The sequence below is a fragment of the Micrococcaceae bacterium Sec5.7 genome (assembly GCA_039636785.1).
In the GTDB taxonomy this organism is placed as follows: domain Bacteria; phylum Actinomycetota; class Actinomycetes; order Actinomycetales; family Micrococcaceae; genus Arthrobacter.
This window is the reverse complement of the sequence record CP144169.1, coordinates 324,136-338,938: the sequence shown is the minus strand read 5'-3', so window position 1 is coordinate 338,938 and position 14,803 is coordinate 324,136. Positions and strand designations below refer to the sequence as shown.

Here is a 14,803-nt window from a genome sequence, read left to right as displayed (position 1 = left end):
GGCACCCTGCGCCGTTAAGCAGACGACGCGGGCCCCGCCCGCGGCTAGGCTCGGACTATGCACCGCCGTTTTCAGGGACCGCCCATCGCCGTCATCGTGATTGTGGTGGCCCTCATCCAGGTGATGGGAACGGTGTTCGCCTCCGCCAGGCAGCCCGACCACCGGCCGCTGGATCTCCTGGCCGTGGCCTTGCTGCTGCTGGGCCCGGCCGCGCTGTCCTTTCGCCGCCGCGCGCCGCTGCTGATGTTGCCCGTGGCGGTGGTCGCCACCGTGGTGTATCTGGCCCTGGGCTACTCGTTGGGCCCGGTATTTCTTTCGTTGGCGCTTGCCATTGTGTTCTCTTCGGCCGCCGGAAAGCGCTGGCAGACGTGGACGGCAGTGGGCGTCTGCGCGGCCGCGCTGCTGGCTGCATCCCTGCTCAACAGCGACGGCGCTTCCCTCATCCGCGCTTTTGCCGGCACATCCTGGCTCGTGATCCTGGTGCTGCTCGGCGAAGGGGTGCGGCTTCGGCATGAACGCGCGGCAGAACGCCGCAGGCAGCACGAGGCCGGCGAGCAGGCGGCGCGGGACGAATACCGGCTCACCCTGGCCCGGGACATCCACGATGTTGTGGCGCATTCGCTCTCCATGATCAATGTCCAGGCCTCCGTGGCGCTTCACCTGGGCAGCCAGGATCCGGAGCAGTACCGCCCGGCTCTTGAAGCCATCAAGACCGCGAGCAAGGAGTCGCTGGCCGAGGTCCGCCAACTGCTGGGTGTGCTCCGGGACGACGCCCCGTTGACACCCGCGGCCACACCCGGGCTGGCGCGTCTGCCGGAACTCGTGGAGAACACGCGGCGCGCCGGACTCGACGTTCAGCTGGACGTGAACGTCACCGGGCAGGTGGCGGGTGACGTTCAGCTGACGGTCTACCGGATCGTGCAGGAGGCACTGACCAATGTGGTGCGGCACGCCGGAGCGCGGAAGGCCGCCGTCGTGCTTGAAACAGTGCCCGACGCCAGCGGACAGCAGGTGAACCTGACATTGACGATTGACGACGACGGCGCTGGTTACGCCGGAGCGCCCGAGGGCAACGGTGTGAAGGGCATGCGCGAGCGCGCTGCCGCACGGGGAGGCGCCTTGGAGTTCGGGCCGCTGGATCCGGGCTGGCGGGTCAGGGCCGTCATCCCGCTGGCCGGCCCGGGAGCTGCAGCCGCGCAGGCCCCGCAAGCTGCGCAGGCCCCGGCAGGGGAGGAACCGCGATGATCCGCATACTGCTGGCTGACGATCAGACCCTCATCCGTGCTGGCTTCCGGGCCCTGTTGAACGCCGAACCGGACATGGACGTGGTGGCCGAATGCGGAAGCGGACGTGAGGCCGTGCGGCTGGCCGCCCGGGAGAAACCCGACGTTGTCCTGATGGATATCCGGATGCCCGACGGCGACGGACTCGCCGCAACAAGGCAGATCATGGCTGCCCCCGATCTTGCCGGCACCCGGGTGATCATTCTGACCACGTTTGAGCTGGACGAATACATCGCCGAGGCCGTCCGCGCGGGTGCGGCCGGCTTCCTGGTGAAGGACACAGAGCCGGAGGAACTGCTCCGGGCTGTGCGCGTGGTGCACGACGGCGACGCACTCCTCTCGCCATCGGTGACCCGCCGCATCATGGCACAGCTGGCGGTGCAGCAGCGGGCGGCCAGCCGGCCGGTGGCGCTGGACCAGATCACCGGACGTGAACGCGAGGTCCTGCAGCTGGTGGGCGAAGGGCTCAACAACGCCGAAATCGCTGAGCGGTTGTTCATCACTCCGCTGACGGCCAAAACCCATGTCTCCCGGATCATGACCAAGCTGTTGATCCGCGACCGCGTGCAGCTGGTGGTGCTCGCCTACGAATCGGGGTTGGTGCGGCCCGGCTGGGCTGGTTAGCGGCGCTGCGGGCAGTCTCCCCGGGGAGTAGCAGCCAGGCTACAAGTGACTCCCGACGGCGGACGCACCCTCAGGCTACACCGGCAAGGCTTGATGCAGAGCCGAAAAACGGCCCTCACCGAGAGTCTGGATTAATGACATGTTCACTTCACTGGCAACCACCGTCGCAACGCACGGCCCGTGGAACGGAGACGGATTTTCGCCCTGGTTCCTGTTGTTCCCGCTGTTCTGGATTCTGGTCATCGGGCTGTTCATCTTCATCGGGCGCCGCACGTGGCGCCGCAACCATGTCTGGGCAGCCGCCCGGGGCGGCGAAAGCGTGCTGCGCGAACGCTACGCACGCGGCGAAATCGACGAAACCGAGTACCGCCAGCGGCTTGACGTGCTGCGGAGCGGAGAGAAGTAGCAGCTCAGGCCCGGCCAATCCAGCTCCTGCACCCGTGCTGGCGACAGGAAATCAACACGGGACTATTAGCCCCGCGCCTTGGCCAGGTAAATCTCGATGCCAAGCCGGAAAACCCGGATTGGTTCCGGTGGGGGTTAACGGCGCACCGGACCGATACCGCCCGGCTGTCGGGGCCCTACTGTGGTTGCACGCTGGCTTTCTCCACCGAAAAGAGCCTGCCGTAGTTGAGGCACATGCTCACGTCTTCGTTGGCTGGAACACTCGCGCCATCCAGGACTACGGTGGTGCCGTCGGAGACTGAGGACCCGTCCGGGAGGGCGACTGATTCGCCCTTGAAAGTCGTGCCCTCGGGGAAGACCAGTGTTCTCGTGTCTCCGTCTTGAGCGCGCACGGTGATGCATCCGGCCCCGTCCGACAACAGACTGCCGGTGAGCCGGCCCTTAAACTCTGGAGCCGATGACGGCCCGGAATGGACTACGGCTTTCTTGCCCCCGGCACTGACCACCAGGTCGATCGGCATCTCCGGCGCGGCCTTGGGGGAGGCAGACTGAATCGGAGCTTCGCTCTGTGGCGTTGCCGTGCACGACGCCAGGGTAAGAGCAATGGCCGCCGCCACGCCAAATCTTGTACGGTACTTCATGGCTGGCCCCCACCTAGGCTGATCGGTTGGCCCAGCATAAGGGACCATCCCGAACTGCTCTAGGGCCTGGAGCAGGATTTAGCTAAACGGGAGCCATGGCAGCTCCGTTGACTGGCTGCCGGCTGAGATTCTGACGGCAGGGACCGCTGGCGGTGAGGAAACCTGTTCGTATCGCACACGTGGGGCCTCAGGCGGGGGGATGACATCTTCGTCACGTTCGAGTCGACCCGCGAGTCCGACATCGGCGACGCGTGGGCCTGCACGGCCACATGACGGAGGGCCAGCGACGACCTGCTCCGGTTCTGACCCCTAAAGAACTGGACACCGCCGTTAATGCCCTCCGTCAATTCCTCACCCCTCAGTATCACCGGCGCGAACAGCCACCCCACAGGCGGATTTCGCCCGGCGGCGATTGGGCAGTCCTACTTGTAGACGCGGACCCAGTCGACCTGCATCTGGGAGGGCTTGGTGGCGGAGCCGTCAGGGAACCAGTCGAGCTGCAATGTCTGGTGCATGCCGACCGAGGGCAGGTGCGCCGGGTTCGTGTCGGTGAAGGTCTTCACTCCGTCGACGTATCCGGTGATGCCGGCCGGGGTCCACTGCACCGAGTAGTTATGCCACTGCGTGGTATCAACCGGCCGCGCCGCTGTGGTTTGGAAATCCCGGCCGCCGCAGGCGTAATGCAGGAAGAACTTGATCTTGGCGGTCTCCGCGTTGCCCTCGGCATAGTCGATCTCGGCACAGTTCGGGGAAGCGTTGTTATTGGGCCAGAGGATCAGGACCGGGTGGTACTTCGGGTCCCGTGCACTGGTTTTCATACGCGTTTCCCAGCGACCGTACTTTTGCTGCGCGAACTTTGCCGACATGCCGCCAGTGGTGCCGGCTGAGTCACCGCGTACCGTGGCCACGCCATTGGCGACGGACCAGGCCGCGGGGCTGCGGACGCCCTTGCCCGCATGCCCTGCACCGTTGTAGACACCCCACTTTGTGCGGTCAGGTGCGCCGGTGTTGGAGAACTCGTCGCCGGCAAGGACCGGACCCCAGCCGAAGGCGGTGGCTGCCTGCGTGCCGTCGCCCGTCGTGGCGGCCGCTACATGGTTGGCAGCGGGTGCGACGGCCACCGGGGCTGCAGCAGCGGCGGCCGAAGTGCGGGCTGCGGCAGCCGGAGCCGTGCCCGGAGAGGTTGCTGCCGCTGCCAACGCTGCGGCGGTGGGGGCTGGGTCCGTGCCAGAAGCGGCCGGGACCGGCGCCGGGGTTGCCGCGGCTGAAGATGCCGGGGCTGCGGCGGCAGGGGCTGAGGCCGCCCGGCTTGCCGGGGATGGGGCTGACGCCCGGCCCGTCGGGGATGGCGCTGACGCCGCACGGTCTGCCGGGGATGGGGCCGACGCCCGTCCTGACGTGGGAGCGATGCTGCACCCGGTCAGGGACAAAGCGCCGATGGTAATTGCTATGGCTATTTTCTTCTTGAACAAGAGAGACCCCTTCGGGGTTAGGACTGGCGCAAACGACAGTCACAAATAGGGTGATTACGAATGCGGGACGCTTCTTTCGGTCCCCTTCACAGGGGCCGGAGCTACTACGGCTCCGCTCTGCGCATCCGGGCCTTGCGTTCAGGCATCCCGGCCCTGCGTACGGGCCAGGCCTTCAGGCCCAGCCGCCAACGTTACCTGATCGTTACCTTTGCCTGCAAACCGATGACTTCGGGGTGAGCCGGTGTCCAGGGCCAGGGTTACACCGTTCCGCATCCCGGTGGCAGGAGGCAGTAGACGCTTCACCCGCCGGCCTTTCGAAGGGCTTGTTCGCCGGCGGTGGAAGCGCCGCCAAGACCCGGCACTGGTTTGAGACAATGGATCCATGCAATCTGTGGGCAACTCCAAGTCTTCGTCCAATCCGGCATCGTCAAACCCGGCCAAGGGCGGATTCTCCATGTTCCGAATCGGCGGACTGGGCATGAGCGTTTTCATCGTCGCGTTCCTCGTGGCCGTCATCTTCGCGGCCAACCAGAACGACGTCGTGGGCTGGATCGTGGCCGTCATCGCGCTGTTCTGGCTGCTCCTCGCATCGTTTGTGGTGTTCAGCATCCAGAAGGCGGCCAAAAAAGCCGGCGCCAAACTGGCCCAGGCGCAGAATGCCTTCAACTCAGCAGCCGGCCGGGCGCCGTCGTCGGGCTCTGCGGATCACGGCGGCACCCGCCTGGTACGCGAACGCAGCGAAGCGGATGAAGTCCGCAACCTCAAGCTGGACCACTCCTTCAAGATCGTCCAGGTACAGGTGCGCGTTGTTGCCCAGGAACGTGCCAAGGGCGATGCCGCCGACCAGGACACCATCCGCAGGGCGCTGGAGACCATGGAGATCACTGCCACCAATGCCCGCGACTTGATCAAGTCCCCTGGTGGCGCCGGCGAGCCCGTCAGCGGAACCATCATCGACTAGAGTGGTGCGGGTGAGATCGGCATTGAAGAAGGACCACCTTCGCATCGCATCAGTCAACGTCAACGGCCTCCGTGCTGCCTACAAGAAGGGCATGGCGGCATGGCTTGAGCCCCGCGGGGTGGACATCCTGTGCCTCCAGGAAGTCAGGGCGCCGGACGCGATTGTCGGCGAACTCCTCGGGGAGGGCTGGCACATCCTCCATGCGGAAGCTGAAGCCAAGGGACGCGCCGGAGTGGCCATTGCCTCCCGCGAGAAGCCACTGGCCACGCGAAACGGCATTGGCGATGACTACTTCGCCACCACCGGGCGCTGGGTCGAGGCTGACTTCGCTGTGACCGACGCAGCCGGCAAGGATTCCCAGCTGACAGTGGTGAGCGCCTACGTCCATTCCGGCGAGGCGGACACCCCCAAGCAGGTGGACAAATACCGTTTCCTGGACGTCATGATCAACAGGCTTCCGGAGCTGGCCAAGCACAGTGACCATGCCTTGGTAGTGGGCGACCTGAATGTGGGTCATACGGAGCTGGATATCAAGAACTGGAAGGGCAACGTCAAACGTGCAGGATTCCTTCCGGGCGAGCGCGCGTACTTTGACCGCTTCTTCGGTGAGGAAATCGGCTGGAAGGACGTCCACAGGGGCCTGGCGGGTAGCGTCGACGGCCCTTACACGTGGTGGTCGCAGCGTGGCCAGGCCTTTGACAATGACACTGGCTGGCGCATCGATTACCACATGGCCACCCCGGCCCTCGCGGCAGCTGCAGTGTCGGCAACCGTTGACCGGGCGGCGTCATGGGACACGCGCTTCTCTGACCATGCACCGCTGGTAGTGGACTACCGGCTCTAAGCCCTGAAGGTTTTCACCGAATGACAATCCCCGCCGCAACTGAACGCAAAAAGCGCATCCTCTCCGGTGCCAAACCCACGGCCGACTCCCTTCACCTGGGCAATTACATCGGCGCCGTCCGCAACTGGGTGGACATGCAGGCAGAGTATGACGCCGTGTTCTTCATCCCGGACCTGCATGCCGTCACCGTCGAGTTTGAACCGGCGGAACTGGCCAGGCGGACACGGATCGTGGCGGCACAATACATTGCCGCGGGAATCGATCCGGAAAAGTGCACGTTCTTTGTGCAGTCCCACGTGCCGGAACATGCCGAGCTGGCCTGGGCACTGAACTGCATCACCGGTTTCGGCGAAGCGTCCCGCATGACGCAGTTCAAAGACAAGACCCAGAAGGCCGGAGCGGATGCCGCCACCGTCGGGTTGTTTGCGTACCCCACACTGATGGCTGCCGACATTCTGCTGTACCAGGCGGATCTGGTTCCCGTGGGCGAGGACCAGCGCCAGCACCTTGAAATGACGCGTAATCTGGCTCACCGGTTCAATGCCCGTTTCGGTAAGACCTTCACGGTGCCGGAAGCCACCATTTTGAAGTCCAGCGCCAAGATCTACGATCTCCAGAACCCTTCCGCCAAGATGTCCAAGACCGGTGAATCTCCCAACGGTGCCATCCAGCTGCTGGAGGACCCCAGGGTAGCAGCCAAGCGGATCAAATCAGCCGTGACTGACGCCGGCACGGAGATCCGCTTCGACGCGGAAGCCAAGCCCGGTATTTCCAACCTGCTCACCATCTACTCCACGCTGACGGGCACGTCGGTTGCGGATCTTGAGCAGCAATACGAGGGCAAGATGTACGGCCACCTGAAGGTGGATCTGGCCGACGTGCTGGTGGAGTTCATCACGCCTCTGCGTGACCGCACCAACGAGCTCATGGGCGATCCGGCCGAACTGGACCGGCTGCTGGCCCAGGGCGCCGAGCGGGCACGCGAAATCGCCTCCGTGACGCTCGCCCAGGCCTATGAGCGGATGGGCTTCCTGCCACCACTGCGCCGCACAGGAGCCCGCTAGTTCAATGTCGGCCACCAGCAGTGTCAGTGAAGGAATGAGCGTTGGCGTCATTCTGGGCTTCCCGCCTGCCATTGCCGAGGAACTGCAGCGGTGGCGGGCATCCTTTGGCGACCCCATGGCCGGAGTGATCCCCGCCCACATCACGCTGATCACCACAACCCCCACCAACGACTGGGAAGCCACCCGCTGCCATGTCCGCGACGTGGCCCGCCGGCAGGAGCCGTTTACGGTCACCATTGCCGGGACAGGATCGTTCAGGCCAGTCTCGCCGGTGGTGTTCATCAATGTCGAGGACGGCTTCGGGGCGTGCGTCAACCTGCATGAACAGCTGCAGGCAGGACCGCTGGAACGGGATCTGCCGTTCGCGTTCCACCCGCATGTCACCATTGCCCACGATGTCGCACCCGAGAGCCTTGACGAGGCGGAAACGGTGTTGAAGGACTACAGGGCAACGTTTCCGGTGGCTAGCATGGGACTTTACGAGCACGATACCGACGGTATCTGGCAGCTACGGGAAGAGCTGGACTTTGGCATCGAAACCGACAGCGAACGAGACTCACGCCGGGCTAAAAGATCCGATGGAGCCTCCGCTTCCCACTGATCGCGCCAGCCTGAAACGGGAAGTCATCCGGAAAAGGGTGGAGTGGGGCAAAGCCAGGCGGTCCGGTAACGGCCCGCTCGCGCGGCCCCTCGCGATGTTCCAATGGTTGCTGGCCAAGCTCAACGCATTCAGGCCCATGCGTGCCTGGCAGCACTACAGCCTCCAGCATGGCCCGCTGATGAGCGCCGGCATCGGCTTTAACATGTTCTTCTCCATCACAGGACTGTTGACCACCGGATTCTCCATTGCGGGGCTGGTGCTGCGGGGGCAGCCCGAGCTGCTGGACCGGATTATCGGCAATGTGTCCGCGAGTGCCCCCGGGCTGCTGAAAGTGAACGGCGGCGAAGGGCTGGTCGATCCGCAGGATCTCCTGAACCCCCAGGGACTGGGCTGGACAGCCGTTATTGCCGCCGCGGTCACCATCATCACGTCACTGGGCTGGATCGCCGGTCTGCGTGACGGCCTCCGAGGCGTGATGCGGCTCGGTCCGTTGAAAATGAATCCTGTGGTCCTGAAACTGCACGACGCCGGAACTCTGCTCCTGCTGGGAGTGGCCCTTGTGATCAGCTCCGGTGTGTCGCTGTTGTTCGGAACCGCATCAGGCTGGGTGATTGGACTCCTGCAGCTGGATCCTGCGCTAGCCGGCCCGGTGGCGGCAATAATCAAGATCGCAGTGCCGCTGCTGCTCAGCTGGGTAACGGCCGTGGTGATGTTCCGGCTGGCCGGAGGACTCAAGCTCTCACGCCGCGCATTCCTGGAAGGGACCATCCTGGCTGGAATCGGCACCACCGTCCTGCAGGTTTTCAGTACCGAGCTGCTGGCGGGTGCGGGGCGGAACCCCATCCTGGCGCCGTTCGCCATCATCATCGGGCTGCTGATCTGGTTCAACCTTGTCAGCCAGGTCTACCTCGTGGCCGCAGCGTGGTCCGCCATCCGCGAGGAGGACCTCAGCAACGCCCCTGAGGCCAGGAAGGCGGGCCGGGGCTCTCGCCAGATCCAGCCCGGTAAGACTCCCGCGGACCGTGACCGTCCCGCGGTTCCTATTGCCCGGCGTCGAGGTATTGGTCGGCCCAGGCAGAAATGATCTTGGCTGCGCGGGCGGCCTGACCCTTGCCGGTCAGCAGATGATCGCTGCCTTCGAGGGACACAAAGTTCCGCGGATGCCGTGCAGTCATGAAAATAGTGCTGGCGTTCTCGATCCCCACCGTGTTGTCGGTGGGGGAGTGCAGCAGCATCAGCGGCGTGTGCAGCCGGGTGATGCAGTCTGTGAGGTCGGCATTCTCCAGATCCTCCACAAAATGCTTGCGGATCTCCAATCGTTTGCCGCCCAGGTCCACTTCAGCGCTGCCTTCGCTGAGGATCTTATCCAGTGCCGCGTCGAAAACGTGGGCCACATGCTTCGGTGAGAACGGCGCGCCCACTGTGGCGACGGCGTCGAGCTCCGGGATCTGGTGCGCTGCCGCCAGCACGGCCGCGCCGCCGAACGAATGGCCCACCAGCAGCGAGATGGCCTTGCCCTCGGCGCGCATGAATTCTGCGGCCCGGACTGTGTCCGCCACCTTGTGGCTGAACGAGCCCTCGGACCAGAGCCCGGCGGAATCGCCCAGGCCTAGGTTGTCGAAGCGCAGCATGCCCACGCCGTTGTCCGCCAGCGCCTTGCACATCCGCGAAGCAGCAGGGCTGTCCTTGCCCAGGGTGAACCCGTGCGAGAACACACCCCAGCCCTTCATCGGTCCCCCGGGGATATCCAGGATGCCGGACAGCAGCTCGCCGGTGGTGCCTTCGAAACTGACCCGTTCGGAACGTGACATCGCACTCCCTTTCGCCTGGAGCTTGTGAAACTGTGGAAAACACGACGGCGCCACCCACCACAATGGTGAGCGGCGCCGTCGTCCGCGGTGAACTGGATTAGATCCTGCGGGAAAGAATTGCCTGTTTGACCTCGGCAATTGCCTGCGTCACCTGGATGCCGCGCGGGCATGCTTCGGTGCAGTTGAAGGTGGTGCGGCAACGCCACACACCTTCTTTGTCGTTCAGGATCTCCAGGCGCATGTCGCCGGCATCATCGCGGGAATCGAAGATGAAGCGGTGCGCGTTGACGATCGCCGCCGGGCCGAAGTACTGGCCGTCGGTCCAGAAAACCGGGCACGAGGACGTGCACGCGGCGCAGAGAATGCACTTGGTGGTGTCATCAAACCGTTCGCGGTCTTCGGCGGACTGCAGGCGTTCCTTGGTGGGTTCGTGGCCCCTGTTGATCAGGAACGGCATAACCTCGCGGAAAGACTGGAAGAAGGGTTCCATGTCCACAATCAGGTCCTTCTCCACCGGCAGGCCCTTGATGGGCTCAACGGTGATGGGCTTGGACGTGTCCAGGTCCTTGAGGAGGGTCTTGCAGGCGAGGCGGTTGCGGCCGTTGATGCGCATGGCATCGGAACCGCAGACGCCGTGGGCGCAGGAGCGGCGGAAGGAAACGGAGCCGTCGATCTCCCATTTGATCTTGTGCAAGGCATCCAGCACACGGTCGGTGCCGTACATGGTGACCTTGAATTCGTCCCAGGTGGACTCCTCGGAGACCTCCGGGTTGTAGCGGCGGACCCGCAGCGTGACATCAAAGGAGGGGATTTCTCCGCCGCCTCCGATGTGGGCAGGCAGTTCGATCTTGGAGACTGGCTCAGCAAGTTCAGCGGTCATTTTAGTACTTCCTCACCATCGGCTCGTAGCGCGTAAAGACAACCGGCTTGGTGCCAAGCCGGATCCCGGCGGTTGTTTCCGCGGTTCCCGCCGTCCCGTCCGCCGGTGCAAGGTCCTCTTTGTACGCCATGGAGTGCTTCATGAAGTTCTCGTCGTCACGGTCCGGGAAGTCCTCGCGGAAGTGGCCGCCGCGTGACTCTTCACGGTGCAGTGCCGCCACGGTCATGACCTTGGCGAGCTCCAGCAGGAAGCCCAGCTCAACAGCCTCGAGCAGGTCAAGGTTGAAGCGCTTTCCCTTGTCCTGGACGCTGATGCGCTGGTACCGCTCCTCGAAGGATGCGATGTCGGTCAGGACCTGGTTCAGCGTCTCAGCCGTGCGGAACACCTGCATGTTGGCATCCATGGTGTCCTGCAGTTCCTTGCGGATGGCAGCAACCTTCTCGGTGCCCTCCGAAGTCCGGACGTGTTCCAAAAGCTGCAGGGTATCGGCTTCCGGATCCGCCGGCAGATCAACGAACTCGGCTGTCTTGGAGTATTCGGCGGCTGCGATGCCGGCGCGCTTGCCGAACACGTTGATGTCCAGCAGCGAGTTGGTGCCCAGGCGGTTGGAACCGTGCACGGACACGCAGGCTACTTCACCGGCAGCGTAGAGGCCAGGGATCACGGTGTTGTTGTCCTGCAGCACTTCGGCGCTGATGGTGGTGGGGATGCCGCCCATGGCGTAGTGGGCCGTGGGGAAGACCGGAACCGGCTCCGTGTACGGCTCAACCCCTAGGTAGGTGCGGGCGAACTCGGTGATGTCCGGCAGCTTGGCGTCGATGTGGGCAGGCTCAAGGTGGGTCAGGTCAAGGAGCACATAGTCCTTGTTCGGGCCACAGCCGCGGCCCTCGCGGACTTCGTTGGCCATGGAGCGGGCCACGATGTCGCGTGGTGCCAGGTCCTTGATGGTGGGGGCGTACCGCTCCATGAAGCGCTCACCCTCGGAGTTGCGCAGGATGGCGCCTTCGCCACGTGCCGCCTCCGAAAGCAGGATGCCCAGGCCCGCGAGGCCTGTCGGATGGAACTGGAAGAACTCCATGTCCTCCAGGGGGATGCCGCGGCGGAACGCGATGCCCATGCCGTCGCCGGTCAGGGTGTGCGCGTTGGACGTGGTCTTGAAGACCTTGCCGGCACCGCCGGTGGCAAAGATGACTGACTTGGCCTGGAAGACGTGCAATTCTCCGGATGCCAGGTCGTAGGAGACCACACCGGCAACACGCTTCTGCTTGTACGGCGTGCCGTCCTCGCGGACAGCATCCTCTTCAACAGTCAGGAGGTCCAGGACGTAGTACTCGTTGTAGAACTCCACGTTGTGCTTGACGCAGTTCTGGTACAGCGTCTGCAGGATCATGTGGCCCGTGCGGTCAGCTGCGTAACATGCCCGGCGGACGGGGGCCTTGCCATGGTCCCGGGTGTGCCCGCCGAAACGGCGCTGGTCGATCCGGCCCTCGGGTGTGCGGTTGAACGGCAGACCCATCTTTTCGAGGTCCAGCACAGCGTCGATGGCCTCTTTGGCCATGACTTCAGCGGCGTCCTGGTCAACCAGGTAGTCGCCGCCCTTGATGGTGTCGAAGGTGTGCCATTCCCAGTTGTCTTCCTCGACGTTGGCCAATGCCGCACACATGCCGCCCTGCGCCGCACCGGTGTGAGAGCGGGTGGGGTAGAGCTTGGTCAGTACTGCTGTTCGCGCACGCTGACCGGATTCGATCGCGGCGCGCATGCCGGCGCCACCGGCACCGACGATGACGACGTCGTACTTATGGACCTGCATACCAGACGCTCTTTCTCTCAAAATTCGCTATGAAACAACGGGCCGGCGAAGCCTGCTCCGCAAAATCGCTGCCCGCACTACGCTGCAGACAAAAACAGAAAACCGCTACGGCGCGGGGCAGAAGCCGCCGGGCAGGGGAACGCCGTCCACCATGGGGCACGGGTTGAACGTGAAGATCACCAGGGTGCCCAGAACGATGATGACGGTGGTTGCGGCGTAGAGCACAATCTTGAGCCACAGCCGGGTGGAGTCCTTCTCGGCGTAGTCATTGATGATGGTGCGCACACCGTTGGTGCCGTGCAGCATGGCCAGCCACAGCATGGCAAGGTCCCAGAACTGCCAGAACGGGTCGGCCCACTTGCCGGCAACGAAGCCAAAGTCGATGGCGTGGATACCCTCGCCCACCATGAGGTTCACAAACAGGTGCCCGAAGATGAGGACAATGAGCACCACGCCGGACAGGCGCATAAACAGCCAGGCGAGCATTTCGAAGTTGCCCCTGGAGCTGCCGTGACGGCGGTACTTCGGCTCGATCTTCCCGCTGCGCGGGGACTGGATCTCAGTAGTAGTCATGACTTAGTGACCTCCGAAGGCGAGGGACAGGTGACGGATAGCGAAGGCCACCATGGTGACAATCCAGAGAGCGAGGACTGCCCAGAGCATCTGGCGCTGGTACTTCGCGCCCTTTTTCCAGAAATCGACGGCGATGATCCGCAGGCCGTTGAAGGCGTGGAACACAATCGCTGCGACCAGGCCCGTTTCACCCACGGCCATCAGCGGGTTCTGGTAGGTGCCGATCACCGCGGTGTAGGCATCGGGGGACACCCGCACAAGGGATGTGTCCAGCACATGGACCAACAAGAAGAAAAAGATCACAACACCTGTAATGCGGTGTCCAACCCAGGACCACATGCCTTCACGGCCGCGGTACAAGGTGCCAGCTGGTTTTGTCGGCACTGAATAAACCTCCCTGCAACACAGCGGCGCTGGCATGGGATCCACGCGGGGGGAACGCCTGCTGCGAGAGCACTCATAGCTCAGGCCTAAATCTAGGCTTCGCTCACAGCTTATTCAATTTAGGAGTTCCTTGGTGACGGCGCCCGGCGCGGTTTTTGGCCATTTTTGAGATCAAGGCCACATCCTGCGCGCCCAACTTGCACCCGGAATCCCCTCCGCGGTGATTCCCTGAAGCCGTCAGCTAAAGTAATCGTGATGAGTACAGACAAAATGACAAGCCAGGATTCCGCGCTGAGCCGCTTCATCGCGGTCATTCCGGCGGGCGGTGTGGGGACCCGCCTCTGGCCTCTGTCACGTGCAGCAGCTCCCAAGTTCCTTCATGACCTCACGGGTTCCGGCAGCACTTTGCTCCGCGCAACCTACGACCGGCTGGAGCCCCTTGCGGGCAACCGTGTCCTGGTGGTTACCGGCACGGCTCACCGCGCCGCCGTCTGCCGCCAACTGCCTGAGGTTCAGGACTCGGATCTGGTGCTTGAAAGCGAACCCAAGGATTCCGGCGCGGCCATTGGCCTCGCAGCCGCCATTCTTCACCAGCGGGACCCGGACATCATCATGGGATCCTTCGCCGCAGACCAGGTCATCAGCCCGGACAATCTGTTCCAGGAGGCAGTCCGCGAGGCCATTCACACGGCCGCCGCAGGGAAGATCGTAACCATCGGCATCAAGCCCACCCACCCCTCCACCGGATTCGGCTATATCCGTTCCGGCGAAAAGCTGAATATTCCGGGTGCGCCCAGCGCGCAGGCCGTGGTGGAATTCGTGGAGAAGCCGGATGAAGAAGTGGCGCAGCAGTACGTGGACAGCGGCGAGTATGTCTGGAATGCCGGCATGTTCGTGGCTCCGGTCTCCCTCATGCTCAAGCATCTGGAAGCCAACCAGCCCGAGCTCTTCGCGGGTCTGCAGGAGATCGCGGAGGCCTGGGACACTCCGGAACGCGATGAGGTCACTGCCCGCATTTGGCCCACACTGCCCAAAATCGCCATTGACTACGCAGTGGCAGAGCCGGCAGCGGCTGCCGGGGACGTCGCCGTCGTGCCTGGTACTTTCCGTTGGGACGACGTCGGGGACTTTGCTTCCGTAGGCCGGCTCAACAGCGCCAGGGAGGTGGACGACGTCACAGTCCTCGGCGAAGGCGCCCGCGTTTTCACTGAAAATGCCAGCGGGGTGGTGGTGTCCGATACCAAGCGTGTCATTGCCCTGATCGGCATCAAGGACGTGGTCATTGTGGACACTCCGGACGCGCTGCTTGTCACCACCAAGGAACACGCTCAGCGGGTCAAGGGTGCGGTTGACAGGCTCAAAGCCAGCGGCGATACCGACGTTCTCTAGGGCCGCAGGAGTACCGCACGCTTCATGCGCAGCCTGCTCTGAGAAAAGTCCGGAATCCGTA

Annotated in this window: 16 protein-coding genes; 9 read left to right on the top strand and 7 right to left on the bottom strand. The window is 63.8% G+C overall.

Features of this window, described 5'->3' with window-relative positions:
- The first annotated feature begins 57 nt into the window (after positions 1-57).
- The 3 genes from V3C33_01490 (at position 58) to V3C33_01480 (ending at position 2,313) form a co-directional block, all read left to right on the top strand.
- A complete protein-coding gene (locus V3C33_01490) occupies positions 58-1,245 on the top strand; it encodes a sensor histidine kinase (protein XAS68032.1) in 1,188 nt (395 codons plus the stop codon).
- Positions 1,242-1,907, top strand: coding sequence for a response regulator transcription factor (locus V3C33_01485; GenBank protein XAS68031.1), 666 nt, complete (start codon positions 1,242-1,244; stop codon positions 1,905-1,907). Before V3C33_01490 ends, V3C33_01485 begins: the two co-directional genes overlap by 4 nt.
- Before the next feature lie 139 nt (positions 1,908-2,046).
- Positions 2,047-2,313: an SHOCT domain-containing protein gene (locus tag V3C33_01480; protein ID XAS68030.1), complete on the top strand. Its 267-nt coding sequence runs from the start codon at positions 2,047-2,049 to the stop codon at positions 2,311-2,313.
- Between the two features lie 175 nt (positions 2,314-2,488).
- On the opposite strand, the gene V3C33_01475 is transcribed toward V3C33_01480, so the two are convergent.
- Positions 2,489-2,953, bottom strand: a complete 465-nt coding sequence (locus V3C33_01475; GenBank protein XAS68029.1) for a hypothetical protein — start codon at positions 2,951-2,953, stop codon at positions 2,489-2,491.
- 422 nt (positions 2,954-3,375) lie between these two features.
- Positions 3,376-4,152 carry a glycoside hydrolase family 16 protein gene (locus V3C33_01470; GenBank protein XAS68028.1) on the bottom strand — a complete coding sequence of 259 codons (777 nt, stop codon included), beginning with the start codon at positions 4,150-4,152 and terminating at the stop codon, positions 3,376-3,378.
- A 655-nt stretch (positions 4,153-4,807) separates the two neighbouring features.
- Here V3C33_01470 and V3C33_01465 point away from each other — a divergent pair.
- From V3C33_01465 to V3C33_01445, 5 genes are read left to right on the top strand one after another with little or no spacing between them, the layout of a single operon-like run.
- A complete protein-coding gene (locus tag V3C33_01465; GenBank protein XAS68027.1) occupies positions 4,808-5,386 on the top strand; it encodes a hypothetical protein in 579 nt (192 codons plus the stop codon).
- Positions 5,387-5,396: 10 nt separating this feature from the next.
- The gene (locus V3C33_01460; protein XAS68026.1) at positions 5,397-6,230 is read left to right on the top strand and encodes an exodeoxyribonuclease III; all 834 of its coding nucleotides are present in this window, start codon (positions 5,397-5,399) and stop codon (positions 6,228-6,230) included.
- A 20-nt stretch (positions 6,231-6,250) separates the two neighbouring features.
- A complete protein-coding gene (gene trpS / locus V3C33_01455) occupies positions 6,251-7,294 on the top strand; it encodes a tryptophan--tRNA ligase (GenBank protein XAS68025.1) in 1,044 nt (347 codons plus the stop codon).
- 4 nt (positions 7,295-7,298) lie between these two features.
- Positions 7,299-7,895, top strand: a complete 597-nt coding sequence (locus tag V3C33_01450) for a 2'-5' RNA ligase family protein (protein ID XAS68024.1) — start codon at positions 7,299-7,301, stop codon at positions 7,893-7,895.
- Entirely contained in the window at positions 7,873-8,979 is a 1,107-nt protein-coding gene (locus V3C33_01445; protein ID XAS68023.1) for a YihY/virulence factor BrkB family protein, read from the top strand. The genes V3C33_01450 and V3C33_01445 overlap by 23 nt, the downstream gene beginning before the upstream one ends.
- Here V3C33_01445 and V3C33_01440 read toward each other — a convergent pair.
- The 5 genes from V3C33_01440 to sdhC form a co-directional block, all read right to left on the bottom strand.
- Positions 8,936-9,706, bottom strand: coding sequence for an alpha/beta fold hydrolase (locus V3C33_01440; GenBank protein ID XAS68022.1), 771 nt, complete (start codon positions 9,704-9,706; stop codon positions 8,936-8,938). The two genes, V3C33_01445 and V3C33_01440, sit on opposite strands and share 44 nt — an antisense overlap.
- Before the next feature lie 97 nt (positions 9,707-9,803).
- Positions 9,804-10,586 carry a succinate dehydrogenase iron-sulfur subunit gene (locus V3C33_01435; protein ID XAS68021.1) on the bottom strand — a complete coding sequence of 261 codons (783 nt, stop codon included), beginning with the start codon at positions 10,584-10,586 and terminating at the stop codon, positions 9,804-9,806.
- Position 10,587: 1 nt separating this feature from the next.
- Positions 10,588-12,396, bottom strand: coding sequence for a succinate dehydrogenase flavoprotein subunit (gene sdhA, locus V3C33_01430; protein XAS68020.1), 1,809 nt, complete (start codon positions 12,394-12,396; stop codon positions 10,588-10,590).
- Positions 12,397-12,501: 105 nt separating this feature from the next.
- Positions 12,502-12,969, bottom strand: a complete 468-nt coding sequence (locus tag V3C33_01425; protein XAS68019.1) for a succinate dehydrogenase hydrophobic membrane anchor subunit — start codon at positions 12,967-12,969, stop codon at positions 12,502-12,504.
- Positions 12,970-12,972: 3 nt separating this feature from the next.
- Positions 12,973-13,353, bottom strand: a complete 381-nt coding sequence (sdhC, locus tag V3C33_01420) for a succinate dehydrogenase, cytochrome b556 subunit (GenBank protein XAS68018.1) — start codon at positions 13,351-13,353, stop codon at positions 12,973-12,975.
- Positions 13,354-13,608: 255 nt separating this feature from the next.
- On the opposite strand from sdhC, the gene V3C33_01415 reads away from it, so the two are divergent.
- A complete protein-coding gene (locus V3C33_01415; protein ID XAS68017.1) occupies positions 13,609-14,742 on the top strand; it encodes a sugar phosphate nucleotidyltransferase in 1,134 nt (377 codons plus the stop codon).
- The last annotated feature ends 61 nt before the right edge of the window (positions 14,743-14,803 follow it).

Coding starts and splice junctions, on each gene's coding strand:
- V3C33_01490 (XAS68032.1), top strand. CDS start 58: ATGCACCGCCGTTTTCAGGGACCGCCCATCGCCGTCATCGTGATTGTG.
- V3C33_01485 (XAS68031.1), top strand. CDS start 1,242: ATGATCCGCATACTGCTGGCTGACGATCAGACCCTCATCCGTGCTGGC.
- V3C33_01480 (XAS68030.1), top strand. CDS start 2,047: ATGTTCACTTCACTGGCAACCACCGTCGCAACGCACGGCCCGTGGAAC.
- V3C33_01475 (XAS68029.1), bottom strand. CDS start 2,953: ATGAAGTACCGTACAAGATTTGGCGTGGCGGCGGCCATTGCTCTTACC.
- V3C33_01465 (XAS68027.1), top strand. CDS start 4,808: ATGCAATCTGTGGGCAACTCCAAGTCTTCGTCCAATCCGGCATCGTCA.
- trpS (XAS68025.1), top strand. CDS start 6,251: ATGACAATCCCCGCCGCAACTGAACGCAAAAAGCGCATCCTCTCCGGT.
- V3C33_01450 (XAS68024.1), top strand. CDS start 7,299: ATGTCGGCCACCAGCAGTGTCAGTGAAGGAATGAGCGTTGGCGTCATT.
- V3C33_01445 (XAS68023.1), top strand. CDS start 7,873: ATGGAGCCTCCGCTTCCCACTGATCGCGCCAGCCTGAAACGGGAAGTC.
- V3C33_01440 (XAS68022.1), bottom strand. CDS start 9,706: ATGTCACGTTCCGAACGGGTCAGTTTCGAAGGCACCACCGGCGAGCTG.
- V3C33_01435 (XAS68021.1), bottom strand. CDS start 10,586: ATGACCGCTGAACTTGCTGAGCCAGTCTCCAAGATCGAACTGCCTGCC.
- sdhA (XAS68020.1), bottom strand. CDS start 12,396: ATGCAGGTCCATAAGTACGACGTCGTCATCGTCGGTGCCGGTGGCGCC.
- V3C33_01425 (XAS68019.1), bottom strand. CDS start 12,969: ATGACTACTACTGAGATCCAGTCCCCGCGCAGCGGGAAGATCGAGCCG.
- V3C33_01415 (XAS68017.1), top strand. CDS start 13,609: ATGAGTACAGACAAAATGACAAGCCAGGATTCCGCGCTGAGCCGCTTC.